Raw genomic sequence first — 23828 nt, forward strand, 5'->3', positions numbered from 1 at the left:
CCCGCCCGATTGACCCGTTGAGATAGTTATATCACATTACAAATCAGGTTTGGCAATCCGGCGCGAAACGGCCGGAGCGAGAATCGGAGAGGAGCGCCGATATGGCGGAGGACCTGTCGGGCCTCGGCACCGAGTCCCTGGTCGTCACGAGGCGGGACGCCGTGGCGATCGTCACCCTGAACCGCCCGCACAAGCGCAACGCCCTCGACGACGGCATGGTGCTGGGGCTGGAGCGCATCGCCCGGGGCCTGCCCGACGACGTGCGGGCACTGGTCATCGCCGCGGAAGGCCCGCATTTCTGCGCCGGCCTCGACCTCGCCGAACTGACCGAGCGCGACGCGCCGGCCGGGATGCTGCATTCGCGGATGTGGCACCGCGCCTTCCAGGAGATCGAGTTCGGCCGGGTGCCGGTGGTGGCGGCGCTGAAAGGCGCGGTGATCGGGGGCGGGCTCGAACTCGCCCTCTCCGCCCACCTGCGGGTCGCCGAGACGTCCGCCTTCTACGCCCTGCCGGAGGGCCAGCGGGGCATCTTCGTCGGCGGCGGCGCCTCGGTGCGGCTGCCGCGGCTGATCGGCGTCTCGCGGATGCGCGACATGATGCTGACCGGCCGCGTCCACGACGCCGAGAGCGGCGAGCGGCTCGGCCTGTCGCACTACGTCGTAGCCCCGGGCGAGGGGCTGGAGCGCGCGATCGCGCTGGCCGCCCGGGCGGCCGAGAACGCGCCGCTGACCAACTACGCCCTGATCCACGCCCTGCCGCGCATCGCCGAGGCCGACCCGGCGACCGGGTACCTCGCGGAGGCCCTGATGACCGCGGTGGCGCAGAGCGACGCCGAGGCGAAGCGCCGGCTGGCGGAGTTCCTGGAGGGGCGGGCGAAGAAGGTGCGGGAGTAGTCCTCGATACCCGCACCACGTCCTGAAGTCCTCCGGGTCATTCCGGGGCTGAAGCGGAACCGGGGATCCAGAACCGCGGATGGTTCAGGAAAGACCTGACCGCGCTCCGCTTCGTCTTGCTCCACCTGCGTTTCTGGATCCCGGGCTCTCGCCTGCGGTGAGCCCGGGGATACCCTTGAGAAGCAGAAACGCGGTCCATAAAATGTAAAGCGCTGTTCCCCTCTCCCGTGTGGGAGAGGGGTCAGGGGTGAGGGTGACACGCTTCCGCAGAAAGCGCCGAGCTTCGTGCCGGCAGCGGGATGGTCTGAGCTTGAATCAGAACCGTATCACCCTCAGCCCTACCCCTCTCCCACACGGGAGAGGGGATCCCGCGACTTCTCGTTATTCGAAAATCCCTAGAGCCGGCACCAAGACCGGCCACCCCCGGAGGAAACCATGCCCCGCCATCCCGTCCGCCGGCTCGCCCCGGCCCTCGCCGCCCTCCTGTCGCTACTCACCCCCGCTTCCGCCGCCGAGCGGCCGGTGAAGATCGGCGTCCTCAACGACATGTCGGGCCCCTACGCCGACTACCAGGGCCAGGGCTCGGTCATCGCCGCGCAGCTCGCGATCGAGGATTTCGCCAAGCAGGCCGGCCGGCCGGTCGAGCTGGTCTCGGCCGACCACCAGAACAAGACCGATATCGGCGCCTCGATCGCCCGGCGCTGGTTCGACCAGGACGGCGTCGACCTGATCGTCGACGTGCCGAACTCCGCCGTCGCGCTCGCGGTGTCGAACCTGGCGCGGGAGAAGAACAAGGTGTTCATCGGCTCGGGCGCCGGCACCGCCGAGCTCACCGGCAAGCAATGCTCGCCCAACACCGTGCACTGGACCTACGACACCTGGTCGCTCGGCCACGCGCTGGCGAAGGCCCTGGTGCAGCAGGGCGGGAAGTCCTGGTACTTCCTCACCGCCGACTACACCTTCGGCAAGGATCTCGAGGGCTCGGCCGCCGAGGAGGTCAAGGCCATGGGCGGCAGCGTGAAGGGGTCGTCGCGCCATCCCCTCGGCACCGCCGACTTCTCGTCCTTCCTGCTCCAGGCGCAAGGCTCGGGCGCCGACGTGATCGGGCTGGCGAACGCCGGCGACGACACCTCGAACGCCCTCAAGCAGGCGGCGGAGTTCGGCATCGCCCCGGGCCAGCGCCTCGCCGGCCTGATCCTCAACATCACCAACATGCCGGCGCTCGGCCTCAAGGCGACGCAGGGCGTCTACATCGTCACGCCGTATTACTGGGACCTCGACGACGGCACCCGGGCCTTCGCGGCGCGATACAGCGCGCGTCACCCGCGCCACGCCATGCCGAACGACATGCAGGCCGGGGTCTACTCGGCGGTGGAGCACTACCTGAAGGCCCTCGGCACCGTGAAGGACGCGGGCGACGGCCGCAGCGTCGTGGCCGCCATGAAGGCGATGCCGACCGACGACCCGATCTTCGGCAAGGGCCGCATCCGCGAGGACGGGCGCAAGCTCCACCCGATGTACCTGCTGACCACCAAGACGCCCGCCGAGAGCAAGGGCGGCTGGGACTACTTCAAGCCGGTCCGCACCGTGCCGGCGGACGAGGCCTGGCGCCCGCTCTCCGAGGGCGGCTGCCCGCTGGTGAAGGGGTAGGGCGATGGAGACGCATCGGTTCGTCCACCGGGACGACGGCAGCCTGCTCGTCACCGCGAAGGCCGCGCTGCCGCCCTACCCCGAGCGCCTGACCGCGCACCTGACGCGCCACGCCGCCGAGGCGCCGGACCGGCCGTTCCTGGTCCGGCGCGGGCCAGGCGGCGCCGAGCCCCTGACCTACGGGGCGGCTCTGCGCGCCGTCGAGCGGATCGCCGCGGCCCTGCTGACGCGGAACCTCTCGGCCGAGCGGCCGGTGATGATCCTGTCCGGCAACGGCTTCGAGCACGCGCTCCTGTCGCTCGCCGCGCTCCACGCCGGCATCGCGGTGGCGCCGGTCTCGCCGGCCTACTCGACGGTGTCGCAGGACCATGCCCGCCTGCGGGCGATCGTCGAGCTCCTCACCCCCGGCCTCGTCTTCGCCGCCGGGGGCGCTCCTTTCGCTCCCGCCATCGCGGCGGCGGTGCCGGCGGGGACCGAGGTGGTGATCGCGGACGGCGCGGATATCGGCCGGCCCGCGACCCCGTTCACGGACCTGCTCGCGGCCGAGGATCCCGACGCCGTCGCGGCCGCCCACGCGGCGGTGGCGCCGGAGACGGTGGCGAAGCTCCTGTTCACCTCCGGCTCCACCGGCGTGCCGAAGGCGGTGGTGAACACCCACCGGATGCTCGCCGCCAACCAGGCGATGCTGCAGGCGCGCTTTCCCGCGCTGACGGCCGAGCCGCCGGTGATGGTCGACTGGCTGCCCTGGCACCACACCTTCGGGGGCAACCACAACTTCAACCTCGTTCTGGCGAATGGCGGCACCCTCCACATCGACGAGGGCCGGCCGACGCCCTCGGGCATCCGCGAGACCGTGCGGGCCCTGCGGGAGGTGGCGCCCACCCTCTACCTCACGGTGCCGAAGGGCTTCGAGGCGCTGGTGCCGCACCTGCGCGACGACGAAGCCCTGCGTCAGAACTTCTTCAGCCGGCTCCAGGTCACGTTCTTCGCCGCCGCCGGCCTGCCGCAGCCGGTCTGGGACGCCATCGACGACCTCGCCCGCCGGACGATCGGCCGGACGGTGCCGATGGTGACGGGCTTAGGGGCCACCGAGACCGCGCCGATGGCGCTCGTCACCGACGACCGCCCGGCCAGGGCCGGCCAGGTCGGCCTGCCGGCCCCGGGCGTCGAATTGAAGGTCGCGCCCGTCGGGACGAAGCGCGAGGCGCGGGTGCGGGGGCCGAACGTCACCCCGGGCTACTGGCGCCGGCCGGACCTGACCGCTTCGGCCTTCGACGAGGAAGGGTTCTACCGCCTCGGCGACGCGCTGGTGCCGGTCGATCCCGACGATCCGCAGCGCGGCTTCGCCTTCGACGGGCGCCTCAACGAGGATTTCAAGCTCACCACCGGGGTCTGGGTCAGCGTCGGCCCCTTGCGCGCCGCCTTCCTCGACGCGTTCCAGCCGCTGGTGCGCGACGTCGCCATCGCGGGCGAGGCGCGCGACGAGGTCGCGGCCCTGGTCTTCCCCGATCTCGCCGCCTGCCGGGCCCTGTGCGGCGAGACCGGCGACGACGCGGCGGTCCTCGCCCATCCGGCCTTGCGGCGCGACGTCGCCCGGCGCCTCGGGGCCTTCGCGCGGAAGGCCACCGGCTCGTCGAACCGCATCGCCCGGCTGCTGCTGCTCTCCGAGCCGCCGGCCCTCGACCGGGACGAGGTGACCGACAAGGGCTCGATCAACCAGCGCGGCGTCTTGCGCAACCGGGCCGGTTCGGTCGCCCGCCTCTACGCCGCGCCGCTTCCCCCCGACGTCATCCTGCCGGAGACCGCATGACCTCGCCGCGAGAGCAAGTTCCCGATCACGAGGGCTTCACCCATGCCCGCACGCTGACGGTGGAATGGGGCCATTGCGACCCGGCCGGCATCGTGTTCAACCCGCGCTTCTTCGACTTCTTCGACTGGTCGACCGCGATGCTGTGCGAGGCCGCGACCGGGCTGCCGAAGGCCGGGATGCTCGCCCGCTACGACCTCCTCGGCATCCCGCTCGTCGAGACCGGGGCGCGCTTCCTCAAGCCGTCGCGCTACGGCGACAGTGTCGAGATCGTCTCGACGGTGGTGGATGTCGGCCGCTCGAGCTTTGCCGTGCGCCACCGCCTGCTCAATGCCGGGGAGCTCGCCGTCGAGGGCCGCGAGCGCCGGGTCTGGGCCGGCCGCCACCCCGACGACCCGTCCCGCATGAAGGCGGCGGCGATCCCGGAGGAGCTGGTGCGGCGGTTCCGGGGGGAGTGAGGCTCAGTCGGTCTCCTCCGCCGCCTCGTCCTCCGCCACGTCCCGCGCGCCCTGCTCCAGGCGGCGCAGCAGGCCGAGGAGCGCGGCCCGCTCCTCAGGCTCCAGGAAGGCGGCGATGCGCTCCTCGTGGGCGGCCTCGCGGCGATGCAGCTCGGCCATCAGCGCCTCGCCGGCCTCGGTCAGGAACAGCGAGTACGAGCGGCGGTCGGACGGATCGGGCGCGCGGCGCACCAGGGCGCGGGTTTCGAGCTCGTCGAGCAGCGGGCCGATATTGGCCCGCTTGATGCCGATCGCCGCCCCGACCTGGCTCGGCCGCAGGCCCGGGCTGCCCTCGATGACGGTGAGCACGCCGAGCTGGCTCTGGCGCACGTCGAGATCGGCGAACAGCTCGACGAAGCTGCGCGAGACCGCGACCTGCGCCCGTCGCAGGGTGTAGCCGATCAGGCCTTCGAGGCGGGCGAGGCCCGGGGAATCGTCACGCGGCAACGCTGGACAGGCCCTTGTTCGACCGTGGACACTGTCCCGCCACCTGCCCGCGATCGGGCCCGGGCGCAAGCGGGGACGCCGCCGTCAGCCCTCCGCCCGGGCCTCCCGGTCCCACGCCGCCTCCACCTCGAGCGATTCCCGATCCCGTTTGCAGGTCGCGAGCGCGGCGTCGCGGCCGTCCTCGCGGTAGGTGACGGCGAAGTCGCCCTTGGCCACGTCCCCCTCGATGCGGGTGTCCTCCGCCGAGCCGGCATGGCCGACGTAGCGCAGGCTGGTGCCGTAATGCCCGCTCCAGAAGAACGGCGTCTCGGCGAACGGCGCCGTCTCGCCGAGGAGCGCGCGGGCGACGTGCTGGCCCTGGCGCTGGGCGTGGACCCAGTGCTCGACCCGCAGGGACCGCCCGCTCCGCGGATCCGGATAGGCGGCGACGTCGCCGACGGCGTAGATTCCGGGGGCGGAGGCGCGAAGCGTCCCGTCGACCGCGATGCCGCCGCCCTCGTCCTTGCCCGCCAGCGTCAGGCCGGCCCCCTCGGCGAGGTCGGTGCGGGGCACGACCCCGGTGCCGAGCACGACGAGGTCGGCCTCGATCCGGCTGCCGTCGTCGAGGGCGAGCGCGCTCCCGTCGAAGCCCTCGACCTTGCGCCCGAGCCGGAAGGTCACGCCCTTCTCCTCGTGCAGGCCCTGGACGAAGCGGCCGACCGCCTCGCCGAGCACCCTGGCGAGCGGCACCGCGTCGGGCGCCACCACCGTCACCGTCTTCTCGCGGGCCACCATCGCGGCGGCGACCTCGAGGCCGATGAAGCTCGCCCCCACCACGGCGATCGTGCGGGCGGATGCCGCCGCGGCGATCAGCGCGTCGGCATCCGCGAGGCTGCGCAGGAGGCGGACCTCCGGCCGGTCGAAGCCCGGCAGGTCGGGCCGCTGCGGCGCGGCCCCGGTCGCGATCACCAGGGCGTCGTAGGCCAGGCGCTCGCCGCCCGCCGTCACGACCTCCTCGGCCCCGAGATCGAGGGAGACCGCCCGGTCGTGCAGGAGGCGCGGGCCGTCGCCCCGGTAGAAGCCCTCGGGGGCGAGCAGCGTCGCCTCCCGCTTCGCCTTGCCGGAAAGGTACTGCTTCGAGCAGAAGGTGCGGTCGTAGGGCGGGTCGGGATCGTCGCTCACCAGGGTCACGGCGCCGCCGTGGCCGGCCCGGGCGAGCCACTCGGCGCAGGCATGGCCGCCGGCGCCGCCACCGACGATGACGATCCTGCCGGGGGCCTTGGTCTCAGGCTTCGCGGGAGCCTCGCGCCGCCCGGTCACCGTGATGCGGCCGTCGCGCTCCTCGGCGCGGTAGCACGGCAGCGGGTCGAAGGCCGGGGCGCCCACCGCCTCGCCGGTCTCGAGGCTGAAGCGGGCATGGTGCCAGGGGCAGCGCAGCTCGCCCCCGACGACGATCCCCTTGGCCATCGGCGCGCCGAGATGCGTGCAGCGCGCGCCGATCGCCGTCACCCGGCCGTCGCGGCGCAGGAGCAGCACCTTGTCGTCGCCGAGCCGGCCCTCGAGCATCGCGCCCTCGGGCAGGTCGTCCGCCGGGATCCCGCGCGCGAAATCCGGCTTCTGTTCGGAATCCTTGTCGGCCATGGCCTGCCTCTTCGTCAGACGACGCGATCGTCGGCAGGCAACGCGCTCGTGACCTGACGGTGCCCTCAGGCGATGCCGTCGATGGTGAGCCGCAGGCGCTTCGGACCCCTGAGGGACGAGCCGTCCCGGTAGGGCGGCGGATCCTCGGCGAGGCGCGGCGCGCGCAGGCGGGCGGCAAGCGCCGTCAGCGCCGCCTCGGCCTCGATGCGGGCGAGCGGCGCGCCGACGCAGTAATGCAGCGCGCCGCCGAAGCCGAAATGCTGGTTGTCCTCCCGGTCCGGATCGAATCGGTCGGGATGGGGGAAGCGCGCCGGGTCGCGGTTGCCGGCGGCGAACAGCAGCACCAGGGGCGCGCCTTCCGGGATCACCGTGCGGGCGACCGGGATCGGCGCCAGGGCGCGCCGGGTGCGGAAATGCACCGGCGGCTCGTAGCGCAGGAGCTCCTCGATCACCCGCGGCGCCCGCTCCGGGTCGGCGCGCAGGCGCGCGAGCTCGTCGGGATGGCGCAGCAGCGTCAGCATGCCGTTGGTGATGAGGTTCACGGTGGTCTCGTGGCCGGCGATCAGCAGCAGGATCGCGGTGGCGATGAGGTCGGGGTCGCTCATCCGCCCCGCTTGCGGGTCCCTGGCGGTGGCGAGGCCCGAGAGCATGTCGTCGGCAGGCCTCCGGCGCTTCTCGCGGATCAGGTCGCGCATGTAGGCCGCGATGGCGTCGAAGGTCTCGACGTTGCGGGCGCGCAGTTCCTCGTCGTTGCGGCTCTCGGGCTCGAGTGCGGTGGCGAGCTGCGTCGCCCAGGCGTGGAAGCGCTCCTCGTCCTCCCGCGGCACGCCGAGGAGTTCGCAGATCACCGTGACGGGAAGCGGGTAGGCGAGGTCGTCGACGAGGTCGAGGGTGCGGCTCTGCGCGCATCGCTCCAGGCACTCGGCCACCAGCGCCTCGGTGCGCCGCTTCATGCCCCGCACCCGCGCCACCGTGAACTGCGCCATCACCTGGCGGCGCAGGATCCCGTGGTCGGGGGGATCGCGGAAGATGAAGGGGCGGTGGCGGTCGGTGATCCGGTCCTTCAGCGGGTTGACGATCCAGTCCTTGACCGGGTTGCCGGTGGCTGGGTGCTCGGCCGGCGGCAGGTCCTCCGAGCTGACCCGGGGATCGTACAGCAGGGCGCGGATCGCCGCGTAGCCGCTCGCCACGACGGTGCCGTCGTCCTGGCGCGCGACCGGATGCGCGCGCAGGCGGGCGTAGAGCGGGTAGGGGTCGGCTCGGTGGGCGGGGTCGCGGACCTGCGCGAACAGGGTGCCGTCGGGGGCGTCGGTCATGCGGGAACCTCGGATCACGCGGGCCTAACGAGGGGGCAGGCCCGGCGGCACCGGTGCCGGGCTCGGCTGGTCGGCGCCGCCGGCGATCGGCGGGAACGGCGCGGCCTCCCGGATCGGCGCCTCGTAGGCCGGCAGCCAGCGCCCGGCATTGACCGAGACCGCCGCGACCGTGCGGCCCTCGTGGCCGTAGACCGCCAGGAAGCGGCCGGTCCGCGGGCTGCCCTGGACGATCGCCACCGCGTCGGCCCCGTCCGCGAGGCCGAGGGACTTGATGGTGAGGCCGAACTGGCTCGACCAGAAGGCGGGCAGCTCGGCATAGGACTCCACCCGGTCCGGCCCGTCGATCATCGCCCGGGCGGCGTGCGCGGCTTGCGCGACGGCGTTGCCCCAATGCTCCAGGGCGACCGGGCGGCCGCCGTAGAGCGGGTGGGGGAAGCGCGCCACGTCGCCGGCGGCGAAGACCGCCTCGTCGGGCCGGCCCGCCTCGTCGAGGGCGCGGCAGGCGCCGTCGCAGGACAGGCCGCCCTCGTCGGCCCGCAGGCCGGAGCCGGCAAGCCAGCCGGTGTTGCGCACCGCGCCGAGCGCCACCACGACGAGGTCGGCCTCGACCGTGCCGCCCCCCGCGAGGTGGGCGCGCCGGACCCGGCCGGCCTCGCCCTCGAGGCGCGTCACCTCGGTGCCCATGCGCAGGTCGACCCCGGCCGCCTCCATCCGCCCGGCGACGAATCCGCCGATCACCTGGCCCAGCGCCCCGGCCAGCGGCGCCGGCGCCGGATCGGCCACCGTGACCGGCAGCCCGAGGGCGCGAATGCCGGAGGCCGCCTCGCAGCCGATGAAGCCGGCGCCCAGGATCAGCACGCGTCCCGGCCGCGCCGCGAGACCGGCGGCGAGCGCCGCCGCGTCGTCCCGGCCCCGCAGGGTATGGACGCCCGGCAGGGCCGCCTCCTCGGGCTCGCGCCAGGGCCGGGCCCGGGCCCCGGTGGCGATCAGCAGGCGGTCGAAGGGCAGGCGCTCGCCGCTCCCCAGGAGGAGCGCCCGGCCGGCGCGGTCGAGGCCCAGGGCCGGCGTGCCGAGGCGCCACTCGGCCCGGAGCGCGCCCACGCCGGGCAGGGTGGTGGCGCCGGGGGCGATCTCGCCGGTGAGGACGTGCTTCGACAGGGGCGGGCGGTCGTAGGGCAGGTGGGGCTCGTCGCCGACGAGGATCAGCCGGCCGGAGAAGCCGCGGGCCCGCACGCCTTCGGCGCCGCGCAAGCCCGCGAGCGAGGCGCCCGCGACGACGATCGTCCCGTCCCTCACGCCGACCCCTCCGCGGCGTCGTGCTCGACCCGGATGGCGCGGACCGGGCAGGCCAGCACCGCCCGGTCGATCGCCGCGCGCTCCGCCGCGGGCGGCGCCGGGTCGTAGACCAGGATCTCGTCGCCCCGCAGCACGAAGCGCTCCGGCGCGGCGTAGCAGCACTGGGCGTAGGCCTGGCACCGGTTCAGGTCGACGACGACGCGCATCCACGCTTCCTTCCCGGCATCCCGGATGCCGGGCCCGGCCTTGATGGAGTCTTGCCGGGACCTTGACGGGGCCTCGCGGAAGAACCGTGGCGGCACGGCCGGGTTCCGGACGGTGACATCGGCCGGGAGGTCAACACCGTCGCGAAGCTCGCCTGCGCCTGTTATGTCAAACGAACGTTTCCGCTGAGGAATCAGATTTTCATCAGCAAATAATCCTTGCCTTTTCGGTCAGCACGAACTTAAGGATACGGGACCGCGTTGCAGTGATTTCCCAGAGCGTGCCGGCATGGATGAGACCGCCAACACTCACGACAAGATCGTCACGCTGACGGCAGACATCATTTCTGCCTATGTCAGCAGCAATCACCTGCAGAGCGCCGAGCTGCCGAAGTTGATCGCCGACGTCTATGGCGCGTTGAACGAGATGGCGCAGGGCAGCAGAGCTGCTCCGGAGCCGCCCCACCCGAAGGCGACCCCGAGCGAGATCCGCCGCTCGATCACTAACGACTTCCTGATCAGCTTCGAGGACGGCAAGTCGTACAAGACCCTGCGCCGTCACCTCACCTTGCGCGGCCTGACGCCCGAAGCCTACCGCCAGAAATGGGGCCTGCCCCACGACTACCCGATGACCTCGGCGAGCTATTCCGAGCAGCGCTCCGAGCTGGCGCGCTCCCTCGGCCTCGGCCAGCAGCGCCGCCGCAGCGCCGCGCGGCCCGAGGAGGGCGCGGAGGATGCCGGCGAGAGCGTCGCCCAGCCTGCCGAGGCCCCCGAGGTCGAGCCGACGCCCGAGGCCCCGGGCAACGGCAAGCCCCGGCGCGGCCGGCGCGGCTGAGGCGCGGCTGCGGGTATCACGCCGGAGGTCGTCGAGGACGACCTCCGGTCCCGGGCCCACCCGCGATCGACGCGATGCGTCGGCATCAGCCGGCTGCGAGCGCCGCGAAGGCCCGGGCCACCGCGACGGCGCCCGGATCCTCCACCCCGGCGAGGTCGGCGGCGGCGAGATAGCTCGCCCGGCCGGTCCCCGCCCGGGTCATCCGGGCGGTGGCGGCGGCCCCCGCCTCGGCCGCCCGCGCGGCCGCGGCGAGCCCTCCGGACGACAGGGCCGCGAGGGCCGGCACCAGGGCGTCGAGGAGGGTGCGGTCGCCGGGCCGCGCCCCGCCATGGGCCTGGACCTGCGCCACGCCCCGCTCCAGGGCCGCCGGCCAGCCCGCCCCCGCGGCGAGGCCCGCGCCCGTCGCCTCGAAGAAGATCGACATCAGCACCCCGCTCGATCCGCCGGCCACCCGGGCGAGGCGGTCGGAGAGCGCGTGGCACAGGGCGGCGGGATCGGCCTGCGGCAACCGGTCGAGATCGGCGAGCACGGCGCGGGCCGCCGAGGCGAAGGTCGTGCCGGTATCGCCGTCCCCGACCCGGGCGTCGAGGGCGTTGAGCGCCGCCTCCGCCTCGACCAGGGCGGTGCCGATGGCGGTGATCGCCCGCGCCACCGCGGGATCGTGCGAGGGCGCCGGGCCCGAGCCCCGGTCGAGGCGGTCGGGCAGGGCGCGCGTCGTCGGCGCCGCGACGGGAATCGCGGGCGGCCAGGCCGGCGCCTCGGTCGGGGCGGCGAGCGCGTGCTCCGTCGCGGCGTCGAGGGGCATCAGCGAGAGCGAGGCGCCGTGCATGTCGAGGGCCGTCATCGCGGCGGCCGGACCGAGGAGCAGGCGCGCCCGGGCGCCGAGCGGCGTCGCCAGCACCGCGCGGGTCAGCACCTGCATCTCCAGCGCCGTGGTGCCGCCGAGGTTGTTGACGAGGAGGGCGAGCGGCCCGTCGCCCGGGAGCGCCGCGGCGAGGCGCGCCGTCATCAGCCGGGCGAGGTCGGCGGCCTGCGGCAGGGCGATGCGCTCGATGCCGGGCTCGCCGTGGATGCCGGGGCCGAGCTCGGCCTGGCCCGGGGCGAGCCGCGCCTCCGTCGTCCCGCCCGGCATCGTGCAGCCCGAGACCGCGATGCCGAGGGACCTGACCACGGCGGCGGCCGCCCGCGCCGCCCCGGCCACCGCGGAGAGGGAGCGCCCGCTCTCGGCGGCAAAGCCCGCCACCTTGTGGACCAGGAGCGTGCCGGCGATGCCCCGGGGCTGGGCCGCGCCCGGGATCGCGACGTCGTCGGCGACCGTGACGGTCTCGACCGCGAGCCCGCGGGCCCGGGCGCGCTCGGCGGCGAGCCCGAAATTCAGCCGGTCTCCGGCATAGTTCTTGATGATGAGGAGGCAGCCCGCCGGTCCGGTCACCGCCAGGATCGCGGCCAGCACCGCGTCGACGGAGGGCGAGGCGAAGACGTCGCCGCAGACCGCCGCGGTGAGGAGCCCTCGTCCGACGAAGCCGGCATGGGCCGGCTCGTGGCCCGAGCCGCCGCCCGAGACCACCGCGACCCGGTCGGCCCGCCAGTCGGCCCGCAGCACGACCCGGATCGCGGGATCGCCGTCGAGGCGGGCGAGCCGCCCGCCGCTGCCCGCCACGAGGCCGTCCACCGCCTCCGCCACCAGGGCGGCGCGGTCGTTGATGAAGTGGGCCATCCGGTCCTCCCCTGGCGGCCGAGCCGCGATCGGTCGTGCGGCGGTCGGCCGCGCCGGGCCGATCCTGCCAAAAGCGGAGCCGGCCCGCCATCGCGGGCGGCCTTGCCCCGCATGGGCGGCTTTTCCGAATCACCCGGTTCGGGCAATAAGACGCGAATCTCCCCGGCGGGCAGGCCGCACCGAATCGCGAGACTCGCCGGGGCCGTGTCGCAGCGGCGCAGAGCCGACTTTCCCGCCCGATGCCCGCCCCTGGTGAACCCGCCGCGACGCCGATGACCGACCCCCTTCCGTTCCTGGCCGGCGGCGGCCGCGCCGCCGCGATGATTCGCGCGCGCGACTGGTCGGGCCACCCGCTCGGGGCCCCCGAGACCTGGCCCGAGGCCCTGCGCACGGCGCTCTCCCTGGTGCTGAACTCGCCCGAGAGCATGATCCTGGCCTGGGGGCCGGACCTGCACTTCTTCTTCAACGAGACCTACTTCCCGCTCCTCGGTCCCCGCCTCGACTGGGCGATGGGCGAGCGCTTCGACCGGGTCTGGGCCGATGGCTGGGAGCAGGCCAAGCCCATCATCGACGACGCGCTCGCGGGACGCAGCCGGCGCTTCGTCGACCTGCCGTGGAAGCTCGGCACCGACCGGGGCGAGGCCGATACCTGGTGGACCTTCTCCTATTCCCGCGTCCTCGACGGGGAGGGCCGCGTCGCCGGCCTGTTCATCCTCACCAACGAGACCACCGCCCAGGTGACCGCGACCCGGCGCCTGCGAGAGAGCGAGGCGATCGCGCGGGAGAACATCCAGCGGGTCCAGCTCGCCCTGTCGGCCGGCGCGATCATCGGCACCTGGTTCTGGGACCTGCCGACCGACCGCTTCACCGTCGACGAGGCCTTCGCCCGCAGCTTCGGCCTCGATCCGGGCCTGGGCCGCGAGGGCCTGAGCCTGGAGCAGGTGATCGAGACCGTGCATCCGGACGACCGGGCCGGGCTGATCGCGGCGATCGACGCGGTGGTGATCCGCGGCGGCGCCTACGCGCACCAGTACCGCACCCGGCGCGCCGACGGGAACTACTACTGGCTCGAGGCGAACGGGCGGGTCGACCACGCGCCCGACGGAACCCCGCTGAGCTTTCCCGGCGTCCTCATCGACGTGGAGGAGCGCCGCGCCGTCGAGGCCGAGCGCGACCGCGCCACCACGATGCTGCGGGCGCTGACCGAGACGCTGGAGCAGCGCGTCGCCGAGCGCACCGCCGAGCTGATGCGGGCCGAAGAGGCGCTTCGCCAGTCGCAGAAGATGGAGGCGGTGGGCCAGCTCACCGGCGGCATCGCCCACGACTTCAACAACCTGCTCGCCGGCATCTCGGGCTCGCTCGAACTGATGCAGACCCGCATCGGCCAGGGCCGGCTCAAGGACGTCGACCGCTACGTCAACGCCGCGCAAGGGGCCGCCCGGCGCGCCGCGGCGCTGACCCACCGGCTGCTCGCCTTCTCGCGGCGCCAGACGCTCGACCCGCGGCCCACCGACGTCAACGGCCTCGTCGCCGGGATGGAGGAGCTGATCCGGCGCAGCGTCGGCCCGGCGATCGAGATCGCGGTCTCGGGCCCCGCCGACCTCTGGACCGTCCTCGTCGATCCGCCGCAGCTCGAGAACGCGCTGCTCAACCTCTGCCTCAACGCCCGCGACGCGATGCCCGACGGCGGGCGCATCGCGATCGAGACCGCGAACCTCGTCCTCGACGCCGCGGCGGCCCGCGCGCACGAGATGCCGCCCGGCGAGTACCTGTCGCTCGCCGTCTCCGACACCGGCACCGGCATGGCGCCCGAGGTGATGGCGCGCGCCTTCGACCCGTTCTTCACCACCAAGCCCCTCGGCCAGGGCACGGGCCTCGGCCTGTCGATGATCTACGGCTTCACCACGCAGTCGGGCGGCCAGGTGCGGATCGATTCCGCGGTCGGATGCGGCACCACCGTCCGCATCGTCCTGCCGCGCCACCACGGCGCCTCGGTGGCGGAGGCCGCGCAGGCGAACCTCGCCGACGCGCCCCGGGCCGAGCAGGGCGAGACCGTCCTGATCGTCGACGACGAGCCGACCGTGCGCATGCTGGTGACCGAGGTGCTCGAGGATCTCGGCTACACCGCGATCGAGGCGGCGGACGGCGCCGCCGGCCTCAAGGTGCTGCAATCGAACGTGCGCATCGACCTCGTGGTCACCGATGTCGGCCTGCCGGGCGGCATGAACGGGCGCCAGATGGCCGATGCGGGCCGGGCGCGGCGGCCGGGCCTGAAGGTGCTGTTCATCACCGGCTACGCCGAGACCGCGGCCCTCGGCCCGGGCCAGCTCGAGCCCGGCACCGCGGTGCTGACCAAGCCCTTCGTGGTCGAGGCCCTGGCCCTGCGCATCCGCGAGATGCTCGCCCGGGGCTGACGCGGGCGAGAAAAACCCGCGCTAAAAACCTGCGGCGTCGGGCCGCGGGATTACTGTACGTTACCCGACATTAAGTGCCGGCATGCGAGGGGATGGGGCGCCCAAAAACGCCTGGGAAACCGTCATGTTCGCCTCCGCTCGCCGCTCCAGCACCGCCGCCAAGCTGGACGCCATCGAGCGCTCGCAGGCGACCGTGACCTTCGGCCTCGACGGCCTGCTGATCGAGGCCAACGAGAACTTCCTGGGGCTGATGGGCTACGGCCTCGAGGAGGTGCGCGGGCGCCACCACCGCCTGTTCGTCGATCCCGCCGAGGCGGCGGACCCCGCCTACGAGGCGTTCTGGGCCTCCCTGCGCCGGGGCGAGTTCCAGAGCGCCGAGTACCGGCGCCTGGCCAAGGGCGGGCGCGAGGTCTGGATCCGCGCCAGCTACAACCCGGTGCTCGACGCCCGCGGCCGGCCGATCCGGATCGTGAAGTTCGCCCTCGACATCACCGCCGAGAAGCAGGCGGCGACCGACGCCGCCGGCCAGATCACCGCGATCAACCGCTCCCAGGCGGTGATCCACTTCGCCCCCAACGGGACGATCCTGGACGCCAACCCGCACTTCCTCGCGGCGATGGGCTACGGCCTTCACGAGATCGTCGGGCGCCACCACCGCATCTTCGTGACCGACGCCGAGGCCGCCGCACCGGAATACCGCGAGTTCTGGGCCCGGCTCGCCCGCGGCGAGTACCACGCGGGCGAGTTCGAGCGGCGGGGCAAGGGCGGCGCCGAGGTCTGGATCCAGGCGACCTACAACCCGATCCTCGACGCGACCGGGCGCACGATCAAGATCGTCAAGTACGCCTCCGACATCACCGCCGCCCGGCAGCACGCGGCCGACACCGCCGGCAAGATCGAGGCGGCGCTCCGCTCGCAGGCGGTGATCGAGTTCGACATGGACGGGATCATCCTCGACGCCAACGGCCACTTCCTGAAGGCGATGGGCTACGCGCTCGACGAGATCGTCGGCCGCCATCACCGCATGTTCGTCGCCCCCGACCACGCCGGGAGCCCGAGCTACGCCGAGTTCTGGGAATCCCTGCGCGCCGGGCGCTACGCCGCCGCGGTCTACCAGCGCGTCGGCAAGGACGGGCGGGAGGTGTGGATCCAGGCCACCTACACCCCCGTCCTCGATCCCGGCGGCCGCCCGTGCAAGGTGATCAAGTTCGCCACCGACGTCACCCGCAGCATGACCGTGCGGGCCCGGGCGATCGCGGCCGCCGAGCGGACCCTCACCCGGGTCCAGGCGGTGGCGACGGCCTCCGAGGAGCTGCACCGCACCTCGACGGCGATCGCGACCCGCATGGACCAGTCGCGCCTGGCGGTCGACGAGATCCAGGAGCGGATGAATGCCGCGGGCACCGCCACGATGCGGCTCGACGAGGCGGCCCAGGCGATGAACGGGGTGGTCGAGGCGATCACGGCCATCGCCGACCAGATCAACCTCCTGGCCCTCAACGCCACGATCGAGGCGGCGCGCGCCGGCGCGGCGGGCCGCGGCTTCGCGGTGGTCGCCGCCGAGGTGAAGAACCTCGCCGGCCAGGCGCGGGCGGCGACGGGCCGCGTCACGGACGAGATCGGCGCGATGCAGACCGTCTCCCGCGAGGTCGCGGAGGCGCTCGGCTCGATCCGCGGCGCGGTCGACGCCGTCCAGGGCTTCGTCGCCGAGACGGCCGCGGCGAGCGAGCGCCAGCGCAGCACGAGCGGCGACGTCAGCACCAACGTCCAGACCACCGCCGCGGGCGTCGCGGACATCGCCGGCAGCCTCGACGAGTGGCTGGTCGGCCTCGAGGAGCGGCGGATCGACGAGCGGGTGCGGACCTCCCTTCCCGCCCGGATCGAGGTACCGGACGCCCACGGCGTGGTCGACGCCACGCGCTGCGTCGTGCTCAACCGCTCGGCATCCGGCGCCAAGCTCGCCCTCGACCGCCCGATCCGCCTGCCGATCCGGATCGTGCTCCACGTCGACGGTCATCCGGCCCGCCGGTGCGAGGTGGTGCGCCAGCACGGCTGCGAGGTCGGCGTGCGCTTCGTGGATTGAGGCGGCGCGATCGTTTCTCGCCGGAAACTATTTCGTTAGTCGGCTTTTTTCGCACCTGTCGTCCTCGCGCCGAGGTAGAGGGCAGAGGATCGTGCCTCGCGGCCTGCCGGGCGTCTCCCGGAACGGCGACCTCGCGGCCCTGATCGTCGGTTATTTTGCCGGCTATCTCGTGGCGCGCCGACCGCCCCGGACGACGGCCTTCGTTCCTGGCCGTCTCGCTTAGCGCCGTCGCGACGGTCCTGGTCGATACGCAAGCCCCGCTCTCGAACGCGGTCTCGTGGGTGCCGGCCCCCCAGACTTTCTTCGCCTCGGGCGAGGGACGCTGCGCCGCAGCGGGCTTACAACCGCGGCCAGCCCAGCAGCCGCCCGGGCGCGAACGGCGCCACCGGCACCGTCGGCGCCTCGTTGGTGGCGAGGTCGGCGACGAGCCGGCCGGTGATCGGGCCGGTCGAGAGGCCGATATGGCCGTGGCCGAAGGCGAAGATCAGGCCGTGGTGGCGCGGCGCGGGGCCGATCACCGGCAGGCCGTCCGGAGTCGAGGGGCGGGAGCCGAGCCAGGGCCGGTTGTCGAGGGGCTGGCCGAGGCGCACGGTGCCGGCGGCCTCCCGCGCCGCCGCCTCGATCTGGCGGTAATCCGGCTCGGCATGGCGGTCGGCGACCTCGACGCCGGAGAGCACCCGCACCCGGCCCTCGCCCATCGGCGACAGGATCGAGGCGGCGCCGGTGTCGTAGATCGGCCGGGTCAGGGCCGGGCTGCCGGGCTGGAGCGCGTAGTGCCGGTGGTAGCCGCGCTCGGCCGCGAAGGCGAAGCGGTAGCCGAGCGGCCGGGCGAGCTCGTGCGCCGCCGCCCCTGTCGCCAGCACCACCTGCCGCGCCCGCACCACGCCGCCCGGATGGACGACGTGCCAGCCCTCGGCCGTCGGTTCCAGGCGGCTCACGGCGGTGCGCAGGGTCCGCCCGCCGAGGCCGGAGAACAGCCGCTCGCAGGCCTCGACGAGGCCGCCCGGATCGGCGACGGCACCGGTCTCCGGCAAGAGCATCGCCCGGGCGAAGGGGCGGATCAGCGCCGGCTCCAGCGCCTGGATCGCCGGGCCGTCGAGGATCTCGAACGGCACGCCGTGATGGCTCAAGATCTCGCGCTCGAGGCTCGCCCCGGCGAAGGCCGCTTCCGTGCGGTAGAGCTTCACCCAGCCGCATTCGCGCAGGAGGTGGCGCACGCCGGCTCGCTCGGAGAGGCGCTCGTGCTCGGGGTAGGCGGCGTTGGTGAGCGGAGCCAGCGCGTCGGCGGCCCGCCGCCAAGCCGAGGTGCGGGCGCTCGCCAGGAAGTGGGCCGCCCAGGGCATCACCCGCAGGAGGTGCAGGTGGCGCAGGCGCAGGCCCGCATCGGCGTTGCGCAGGTAGGCCGGCAGCTTGCCCCAGAGCGCAGGGCTCGACATCGGGAAGATCGAGCCGCGGCTGACCACCCCGGCATTGCCGTAGGAGGTGCGGGCCCGCGCCTCGCCGGGATCGCACAGGACCACGTCCCGCCCGCGGTCCTTCAGGGCGATGGCGGAGGACAGGCCCACCATGCCGCCGCCGACCACCACGATGTCGGCCGTCTGTTCGTCCTCGTGCATCGAAGAACTCTTTCGCCGCTCTGGCTTGTTGGACTGATTTTCGGGGCCCATTCCCCGCTCGCGACCTCATCCTGAGATCGCTGATGGGAGGAGGAAGGATCCCGGCCGCACGCCGACGGACCGGGCGGATCCTCAAGCGGCCAGCCCAGCGAGCTCCCGCACCGTCTCGAGGAGCACCCGCGTTGCCGCGTCGGCATCCTCCAGGGTGATCGATTCCGCCGGGTTGTGGCTGATGCCGCCGCGGCAGCGCACGAACAGCATCGCCGAGGGGCCGAGCGCCGCCATCGCCACCGCGTCGTGGGTGGCGCCCGACGGCAGGAGCAGGGGCGCGTGGCCGAGGCGCCGCGCCGCCCGGTCGAGGACCGCCCGCAGGCCCGGATCGAGGGCGACCGCCGGGTTGTCCATGAACGTCTCGGAGGCGAAGCCGACCCCGCGCCTCTGCGCGATCGCCCGGCACTCGGCCTGGATCGCCGCGAACAGGGCCCGGCGGTCCGCGTCCTCCGGCGCCCGCACGTCGAGGCTGAAATCGACCCGGCCGGCGATCACGTTGACGGCGCCCGGCACCACGGTCAGCGACCCCACCGTGGCGACCGCACCGGGAACGCCCTCGCCCAGGCGCTCGACCGCGAGCGCCATCTCGGCGGCGGCCGCGAGCGCGTCGCGGCGCATCCCCATCGGCACGGTGCCGGCGTGGTTGGCCTCGCCCGTCACGGTGCAGCGCGCCCGGGTCAACCCGACGATGCCGGAGACCACGCCGACCGGCTGCACGGCGGCCTCGAGCGCCGGGCCCTGCTCGATGTGGATCTCGAGATAGCCGGCGATCTCGCCCGGGCGCCGGGCCAGCGCCGGGATCCCGTCCGGGTCGCCCCCGAACTGCGCCAGCGCCTCGCGCAAGGAGGTGCCGGCGGCGTCGCATCCCTCCAGCCACTCGGATCTGTACTGCCCGGCCCAGGCCTTCGAGGTCGAGAGCGAGGTCGGGAAGCGCACGTTCTCCTCGTCGCCGAAGGCCACCACCTCGAGGGCGAAGGGGAGGGGCATGCCGCGCAGCTCCTCGGCCACGACGAGGCCGGCCGCGACCCCGAGGGGACCGTCGTAGCGCCCGGCATCGACCACGCTGTCGATGTGCGAGCCGAGGACCAGGGCCGGCAGGCCCGGCTCGCGCCCCTCGATCCGCCCGACCACGCTGCCGGCGGCGTCGATCCGCGCCGCGAGCCCGGCCGCCCGCATCAGGCCGAGCACCGCCTCGGCGGTCGCCCGGTGGGCCGGCGACAGGTAGAGCCGGGTCAGGCGGCCGGGCTCGTCGGTGTGGCGGGCGAGGTCGTCGATCAGCGCCATCACGCGGGCGCCGAGGCGGGGATTGGGCTCGGTCATGGCTGTCAGCGACCCTGAGGTTCCGACGGGCGGTATGCAGGGTCGGTGCCGGTCGAGGCAACCGGGTGCGGCGCATGCCGTCGCGCCTTGAGATCAGGCCTGCGCCGGGTGCTTGCCGTCGAGGTGCTTGCCGTCGAGCGGCGCCAGCCCGGCCGGCGCCGCGACGGGCGGGCGGGTGCGCGCGAGGTCCCGGGCGAGGCCGACGAGGTCCGGCGCCGGGGCGCCACCCGCGCCGAACAGGGCGGCGTCGAGGGCGGACAGGCGCGAGGCGGTGCCCGGATCGGCGCGCCAGGCCGCCGCGAGGCCCGGGTCGCGGCGGGCGGCCTCGGTGACGGCGGCGTGGAACGCGGCCGCGTCGCGGCGCCGGGCGGCCCGGGCGAGCGCCCGCAGGGCGCGCGCCGCCGGAGCCGCGCGGCGGCGCGACGAGCCCCAGGCGCCCAAGCCCAGCCCGAAGGCGACGACGCCTGCGACGAGCGCCCGCCAGGGCGAGGCCGGCGGCGGGGGCGCCTCGTCGGCGGGCTTCGCGGCCCGGCCGCCGATGATGCGGGCGGGGATCTCGGCCTCGCGCATCACCCGCGCCCGGGTGTCGAACCACGGGATCGAGATCGCCGACAGGGTGATCGGCTCCGGCACGCCGGGTCGCACGTCCCAGCGATAGGTGACGCGGGCCACGGGTCCTGCCGGGGTGATGCGGGTCTGGCGCTCGACCGGCCCGGCAAAGGTGAGGACGCCGCGGGTGCGCAAGACCGGCCGCGGCGGCAGGGCGTCGGCGGTGAGCCCGCTCGCCTCCAGCGTCACAGTGCGGCGGGCTGGCTCGCCGAGCCTCAAGCCCTCGGGCTCGGGCTCCCACTGGTCCGTCACCGTCAGGCCCTGTGCCGCCAGCCACCAGGGCTCGGGCGCGTCCGGCCCGCCGGGTCCCTGCCAGGCCGCGACCTGGAGGGGCAGGGGAGCGGAGCGGACCTCGACCACCCGGCGCTCGCCGCCGTCGACGATCGTCAGGCGGTGGACGAAGGGATCGATGACGAAGCGGCCGGGCCCCTGCGGGAAGACCGCGACGGTGCGCTCGAAGCCGCGCGCCTCCTGGCCCTGGATCGTGACCCGGGACCAGTGGTCGCGGCCGAGCTGGGTCCAGCCGAAATGCGGCAGGCTCGGCTGGCGCAGCTCCTCGAGGGCGATCTGCGCCCGGTAGGTGCCGCGAATGCGCAGGAGCACCATCTCGCGGGGATAGGGCGTCGCGCCGCCCGGCACCTCGGCGGTGACGGTCAGGCTGAGGTCGCCGTCCTCCAGGGCGAGGGCCGGCGTCGCGGCGAGCAGGATCGCGAGAAGCCACCACCTCACCATGGGTTGCCTCACCATGGGTTGCTCCCGGGCTGCACGGCGGTGCCGGCCTCGCGCCGGCGGGTCTGCTCGGCGATCACGCGCAAGCGGACGAAGCGGCCGGGATCGTCGGTGAGGGTCGAGAGCCAGTGCCGGTCGGGGCGGATCTCGCGGGCCTCGAAGCTCTTCGAGACGCGGCGCACCTCGCGCTCGATCACCTCGGACACGCTGGCATTGCCGCCGCCCCGGCGCCCGCCGCCCTCGGCGTCGCTGGCCGAGCCGCGGGCCTGGCCCCGGCCGGGATCGACCGCCCGCTGCTCGGCCCGGCCGGTGCGGGCGGCCTTCGAGTTGCCGGGCGAATCGGCGGCCGAGGAGGCCTCACGGTGGCCGGCCAGTCCCTCGCCGGTCGAGGCGGTGCCGGGGTCGTCGGCGTCGGATTCGGTCTTGGTGGCGTAGCGGGTGGCGGCGTCGGCCTGGGCGTTGGCCTGGCCGGCGGTGCGCCCGCCGGGGGCGTCGGGCGTGTCGAGGAGGCGCGCGATCAGCTCGCGGTTCGCCTTGGCGTCCTCGTCCGCAGGGTCGCGGGCGAGCGCGGCCTCGTAGGCCGCGAGCGCGCCCTTGAGGTCGCCGGCGAGCGCCAGCGCGTTGCCGCGGTTGTAGGGCGAGGTCGCGAAGGCCACGGCCGCCTCCTGGTAGCGGCCCGCCGCGTAGAGGGCGGTGCCGCGCCAGGCCGGATCGTCGCTGACCCGCGCGGCGAGCCCCGGCAGCCCGGCCCCGAGGAGCAGGCGCGCGACGGCGGCGGGCTCGACGGCGAATCCCAGGAGGGCGACCGCTCCGGCGGCGAGGAGGATCCGCATCAGGCGCTCCGCCGGAAGAGGAGCAGGACCGGCACGAGCGCGAGGCCGGCGAGAAGGCGGCCGAGATCCTGCCAGGCCAGCACCGCGTAGCCCCCCTCCGCCAGGTGACGGGCGACGCTCTCCGACACCGCCGCCAGCACCGGGCCCGGCGCGTCGAGGCTGCCGGCCGCACCACCGCCGAGCTTCGCCAGGCGGGACAGCCCGGCGCCGTCCGGCCGCGGCGCGTCGGGCGGCAGGGCGGGGCCCGCCGGCACCAGCACGGTGTGCAGCCGGTGGCCATCGTGCGCCAGCGCCTCGGCCTCCCGTGCGGCGGCCTCGTCGAGGCCCCCGCCGTCGCTCACCAGCACCACGTCGCCGGTCACCACCGCGCCCTCGGCGAGGGTCCGGCGAGCGAGGGCCAGGGCGCGAGCCGGGTGGCTGCCGCGATCCGGCACGGTGGTGCCGTCGAGGGCGAACAGGATCGTGCTCAGGGAGTCGCGGTCGGTGGTCGGCGTCGCGGCGAGGTAGGCGTCGCCGGCATAGGCGACGACGGCGACCGCCTTGGTGCCGGCGGCCTCGGCGAGCCCCTGCGCCAGCGCCCGGGCCTCGCCGAGGCGCCCGCCCTCGGCGACCGAGCGCGACAGGTCGAGGGCGATGATCGTCGCGTCGAGGTTGCGGAAGCCCGCCACGTCGCGGCGCTCGACCGCCGGCCCGGCGAGGCCGAGGGCGAGGAGGGCACAGGCCGCGACCAGCAGCCACTGCCCGCTCCGCCGCCCCGGCCGCACCGCGCCGCGGGCCTGGAGCGCGGCCATCAGGTGCGGCTCCACCGCCCGGACCCAGTCGCCCAAGGGGGCGGAGCGGTGGGCGGCGCGCCAGGCGAGCAGCCCGAGGAGCGGCAGGGCGAGGAGCCACCAGGGGCGCAGGAGGGCGAAGGCTTCGGTCACGCCGCCCTCCGGGTCAGCAGGAGCACGAGGCCCAAGAGCAGCGCCACCCCGCCCGGCCACGGCCACAGGTCGCGGCGTAAGGGGACCGGCGGGGCCCGGTCGCGCCCGCCCTCGAGGGCGTCGATGCTGTCGGCCACGCCGGCGAGGTCGTCGGTGGTGCGCACCCGGAAGAACCGGCCGCCGCTCGTCGCCGCGACGTCGCGCAGCGCCTCGGAATCAACCACGTCCTGCTCGCCGTTCGCATCCGCCAGGTCGCGGGGACCGAGCGCGATGGTGTGGACCCGGATGCCGAGCTCGCGGGCCAGCACCGCGACGTCCCGCGGCGTGGTCTGGCCGGCATTGTTGGCGCCGTCGGAGAGCAGCACCACGACCTTGGACGGGCCGGGCAGGACGTCGAGGCGCTTGAGGGCGAGGCCGAGCCCGTCGCCGATGCCGGTCGAGCGGCCGACGAGGCCGATCTGCGCCTCCTCCAGCGCCCGGGCGACTCCTTGCGTGTCGAAGGAGGGGGACGCCGCCACGTCGGCCTGGTCGGCGAAGATCACGAGGCCGACCCGGTCGCCGGCGCGGCGGCGGATGAACTCGGCGCCGACGCGCTTGACCGCGGCGAGCCGCGAGGTGGTGCGGCCGTCGAGGGCGAAATCGATCCGCTCCATGCTGCCCGAGAGATCGAGGGCCAGCACGATGTCCCGCCCCGAGGCCGGCAACGCCGCGCCGGGCAGCACCAGCCGCGGGCCGGCGAGGGCGGCGACGAGGGCGACCCAGACGAGCCAGGTCAGCGCGGCGCGCGCCTTCGTCCCGACGGCGAGCGGCCCGCCGCGATCGAGCCCGGCGACCAGGGAGGCGGGCACCGTCAGGGCGCCGCTGGTGCCGGGCCGCGGCGGCAGGAGCCGGGCGGCGAGGAGCGGCAGCGGCAGGAGCAGGCCGGCGAGCGGCGCCGCGAAATCGAGGGAGGCGAGGCCGGCCACGGCT

19 protein-coding genes are annotated in these 23828 nt (G+C 74.5%); 7 read left to right on the forward strand and 12 right to left on the reverse strand.

The window, feature by feature from the left end:
- Window positions 1-101 precede the first annotated feature (101 nt).
- From DK419_RS20350 to DK419_RS20365, 4 genes are all read left to right on the forward strand, one after another.
- Entirely contained in the window at window positions 102-893 is a 792-nt protein-coding gene (locus tag DK419_RS20350) for a crotonase/enoyl-CoA hydratase family protein (RefSeq protein ID WP_109960704.1), read from the forward strand.
- A gap of 435 nt (window positions 894-1328) precedes the next feature.
- A complete protein-coding gene (locus DK419_RS20355; RefSeq protein WP_109960705.1) occupies window positions 1329-2543 on the forward strand; it encodes an ABC transporter substrate-binding protein in 1215 nt (404 codons plus the stop codon).
- A gap of 4 nt (window positions 2544-2547) precedes the next feature.
- Entirely contained in the window at window positions 2548-4353 is a 1806-nt protein-coding gene (locus DK419_RS20360; protein WP_109960706.1) for a feruloyl-CoA synthase, read from the forward strand.
- Complete coding sequence (locus tag DK419_RS20365; protein WP_109960707.1) at window positions 4350-4808, forward strand: acyl-CoA thioesterase; 459 nt, start codon at window positions 4350-4352, stop codon at window positions 4806-4808. Before DK419_RS20360 ends, DK419_RS20365 begins: the two co-directional genes overlap by 4 nt.
- 3 nt (window positions 4809-4811) lie before the next feature.
- Here DK419_RS20365 and DK419_RS20370 read toward each other — a convergent pair whose 3' ends face one another.
- The 5 genes from DK419_RS20370 to DK419_RS20390 all read right to left on the reverse strand — a co-directional run bounded on the left by DK419_RS20370 (window position 4812) and on the right by DK419_RS20390 (window position 9732).
- A complete protein-coding gene (locus tag DK419_RS20370) occupies window positions 4812-5294 on the reverse strand; it encodes a MarR family winged helix-turn-helix transcriptional regulator (RefSeq protein WP_162561324.1) in 483 nt (160 codons plus the stop codon).
- An 84-nt stretch (window positions 5295-5378) separates the two neighbouring features.
- Window positions 5379-6914 (reverse strand): FAD-dependent oxidoreductase, encoded by a 1536-nt coding sequence (locus DK419_RS20375; protein WP_109960709.1) that lies wholly within the window; start codon window positions 6912-6914, stop codon window positions 5379-5381.
- A gap of 65 nt (window positions 6915-6979) precedes the next feature.
- The gene (locus tag DK419_RS20380) at window positions 6980-8230 is read right to left on the reverse strand and encodes a cytochrome P450 (protein ID WP_109960710.1); all 1251 of its coding nucleotides are present in this window, start codon (window positions 8228-8230) and stop codon (window positions 6980-6982) included.
- Between the two features lie 24 nt (window positions 8231-8254).
- Window positions 8255-9526 (reverse strand): NAD(P)/FAD-dependent oxidoreductase, encoded by a 1272-nt coding sequence (locus tag DK419_RS20385; protein ID WP_208642225.1) that lies wholly within the window; start codon window positions 9524-9526, stop codon window positions 8255-8257.
- Entirely contained in the window at window positions 9523-9732 is a 210-nt protein-coding gene (locus tag DK419_RS20390; RefSeq protein WP_109962402.1) for a ferredoxin, read from the reverse strand. The genes DK419_RS20385 and DK419_RS20390 overlap by 4 nt, the downstream gene beginning before the upstream one ends.
- A 286-nt stretch (window positions 9733-10018) precedes the next feature.
- Here DK419_RS20390 and DK419_RS20395 point away from each other — a divergent pair, with 286 nt between their 5' ends.
- A complete protein-coding gene (locus tag DK419_RS20395; RefSeq protein WP_109960711.1) occupies window positions 10019-10564 on the forward strand; it encodes a Ros/MucR family transcriptional regulator in 546 nt (181 codons plus the stop codon).
- An 85-nt stretch (window positions 10565-10649) separates the two neighbouring features.
- On the opposite strand, the gene DK419_RS20400 is transcribed toward DK419_RS20395, so the two are convergent.
- Complete coding sequence (locus DK419_RS20400; RefSeq protein ID WP_109960712.1) at window positions 10650-12281, reverse strand: dihydroxyacetone kinase subunit DhaK; 1632 nt, start codon at window positions 12279-12281, stop codon at window positions 10650-10652.
- 272 nt (window positions 12282-12553) lie between these two features.
- Here DK419_RS20400 and DK419_RS20405 point away from each other — a divergent pair, with 272 nt between their 5' ends.
- Window positions 12554-14695: a hybrid sensor histidine kinase/response regulator gene (locus DK419_RS20405; RefSeq protein ID WP_109960713.1), complete on the forward strand. Its 2142-nt coding sequence runs from the start codon at window positions 12554-12556 to the stop codon at window positions 14693-14695.
- Between the two features lie 124 nt (window positions 14696-14819).
- Window positions 14820-16778, forward strand: a complete 1959-nt coding sequence (locus DK419_RS20410; protein WP_109960714.1) for a methyl-accepting chemotaxis protein — start codon at window positions 14820-14822, stop codon at window positions 16776-16778.
- A gap of 338 nt (window positions 16779-17116) precedes the next feature.
- Here the strand turns inward: DK419_RS20410 and DK419_RS20415 are convergent, their stop codons facing one another.
- The 6 genes from DK419_RS20415 to DK419_RS20440 all read right to left on the reverse strand — a co-directional run bounded on the left by DK419_RS20415 (window position 17117) and on the right by DK419_RS20440 (window position 23824).
- Window positions 17117-18394, reverse strand: a complete 1278-nt coding sequence (locus tag DK419_RS20415; protein WP_109960715.1) for an NAD(P)/FAD-dependent oxidoreductase — start codon at window positions 18392-18394, stop codon at window positions 17117-17119.
- Window positions 18395-18526: 132 nt separating this feature from the next.
- The gene (locus DK419_RS20420) at window positions 18527-19765 is read right to left on the reverse strand and encodes an allantoate amidohydrolase (protein ID WP_109960716.1); all 1239 of its coding nucleotides are present in this window, start codon (window positions 19763-19765) and stop codon (window positions 18527-18529) included.
- A gap of 93 nt (window positions 19766-19858) precedes the next feature.
- Entirely contained in the window at window positions 19859-21121 is a 1263-nt protein-coding gene (locus tag DK419_RS20425; RefSeq protein ID WP_245442575.1) for a hypothetical protein, read from the reverse strand.
- Entirely contained in the window at window positions 21115-21936 is an 822-nt protein-coding gene (locus tag DK419_RS20430) for a hypothetical protein (RefSeq protein ID WP_245442577.1), read from the reverse strand. Before DK419_RS20430 ends, DK419_RS20425 begins: the two co-directional genes overlap by 7 nt.
- Window positions 21936-22859, reverse strand: coding sequence for a VWA domain-containing protein (locus DK419_RS20435; protein WP_109960718.1), 924 nt, complete (start codon window positions 22857-22859; stop codon window positions 21936-21938). The genes DK419_RS20430 and DK419_RS20435 overlap by 1 nt, the downstream gene beginning before the upstream one ends.
- A complete protein-coding gene (locus tag DK419_RS20440; protein WP_109960719.1) occupies window positions 22856-23824 on the reverse strand; it encodes a VWA domain-containing protein in 969 nt (322 codons plus the stop codon). The genes DK419_RS20435 and DK419_RS20440 overlap by 4 nt, the downstream gene beginning before the upstream one ends.
- Between the last annotated feature and the right edge of the window lie 4 nt (window positions 23825-23828).

Origin of the sequence: Methylobacterium terrae (assembly GCF_003173755.1) — a bacterium.
Taxonomy (GTDB): Bacteria; Pseudomonadota; Alphaproteobacteria; order Rhizobiales; family Beijerinckiaceae; genus Methylobacterium; species Methylobacterium terrae.

Coding starts and splice junctions, on each gene's coding strand:
- DK419_RS20365 (WP_109960707.1), top strand. CDS start 4,350: ATGACCTCGCCGCGAGAGCAAGTTCCCGATCACGAGGGCTTCACCCAT.
- DK419_RS20360 (WP_109960706.1), top strand. CDS start 2,548: ATGGAGACGCATCGGTTCGTCCACCGGGACGACGGCAGCCTGCTCGTC.
- DK419_RS20390 (WP_109962402.1), bottom strand. CDS start 9,732: ATGCGCGTCGTCGTCGACCTGAACCGGTGCCAGGCCTACGCCCAGTGC.
- DK419_RS20355 (WP_109960705.1), top strand. CDS start 1,329: ATGCCCCGCCATCCCGTCCGCCGGCTCGCCCCGGCCCTCGCCGCCCTC.
- DK419_RS20420 (WP_109960716.1), bottom strand. CDS start 19,765: ATGACCGAGCCCAATCCCCGCCTCGGCGCCCGCGTGATGGCGCTGATC.
- DK419_RS20395 (WP_109960711.1), top strand. CDS start 10,019: ATGGATGAGACCGCCAACACTCACGACAAGATCGTCACGCTGACGGCA.
- DK419_RS20375 (WP_109960709.1), bottom strand. CDS start 6,914: ATGGCCGACAAGGATTCCGAACAGAAGCCGGATTTCGCGCGCGGGATC.
- DK419_RS20425 (WP_245442575.1), bottom strand. CDS start 21,121: ATGGTGAGGCAACCCATGGTGAGGTGGTGGCTTCTCGCGATCCTGCTC.
- DK419_RS20410 (WP_109960714.1), top strand. CDS start 14,820: ATGTTCGCCTCCGCTCGCCGCTCCAGCACCGCCGCCAAGCTGGACGCC.
- DK419_RS20405 (WP_109960713.1), top strand. CDS start 12,554: ATGACCGACCCCCTTCCGTTCCTGGCCGGCGGCGGCCGCGCCGCCGCG.
- DK419_RS20415 (WP_109960715.1), bottom strand. CDS start 18,394: ATGCACGAGGACGAACAGACGGCCGACATCGTGGTGGTCGGCGGCGGC.
- DK419_RS20380 (WP_109960710.1), bottom strand. CDS start 8,230: ATGACCGACGCCCCCGACGGCACCCTGTTCGCGCAGGTCCGCGACCCC.
- DK419_RS20430 (WP_245442577.1), bottom strand. CDS start 21,936: ATGCGGATCCTCCTCGCCGCCGGAGCGGTCGCCCTCCTGGGATTCGCC.
- DK419_RS20400 (WP_109960712.1), bottom strand. CDS start 12,281: ATGGCCCACTTCATCAACGACCGCGCCGCCCTGGTGGCGGAGGCGGTG.
- DK419_RS20350 (WP_109960704.1), top strand. CDS start 102: ATGGCGGAGGACCTGTCGGGCCTCGGCACCGAGTCCCTGGTCGTCACG.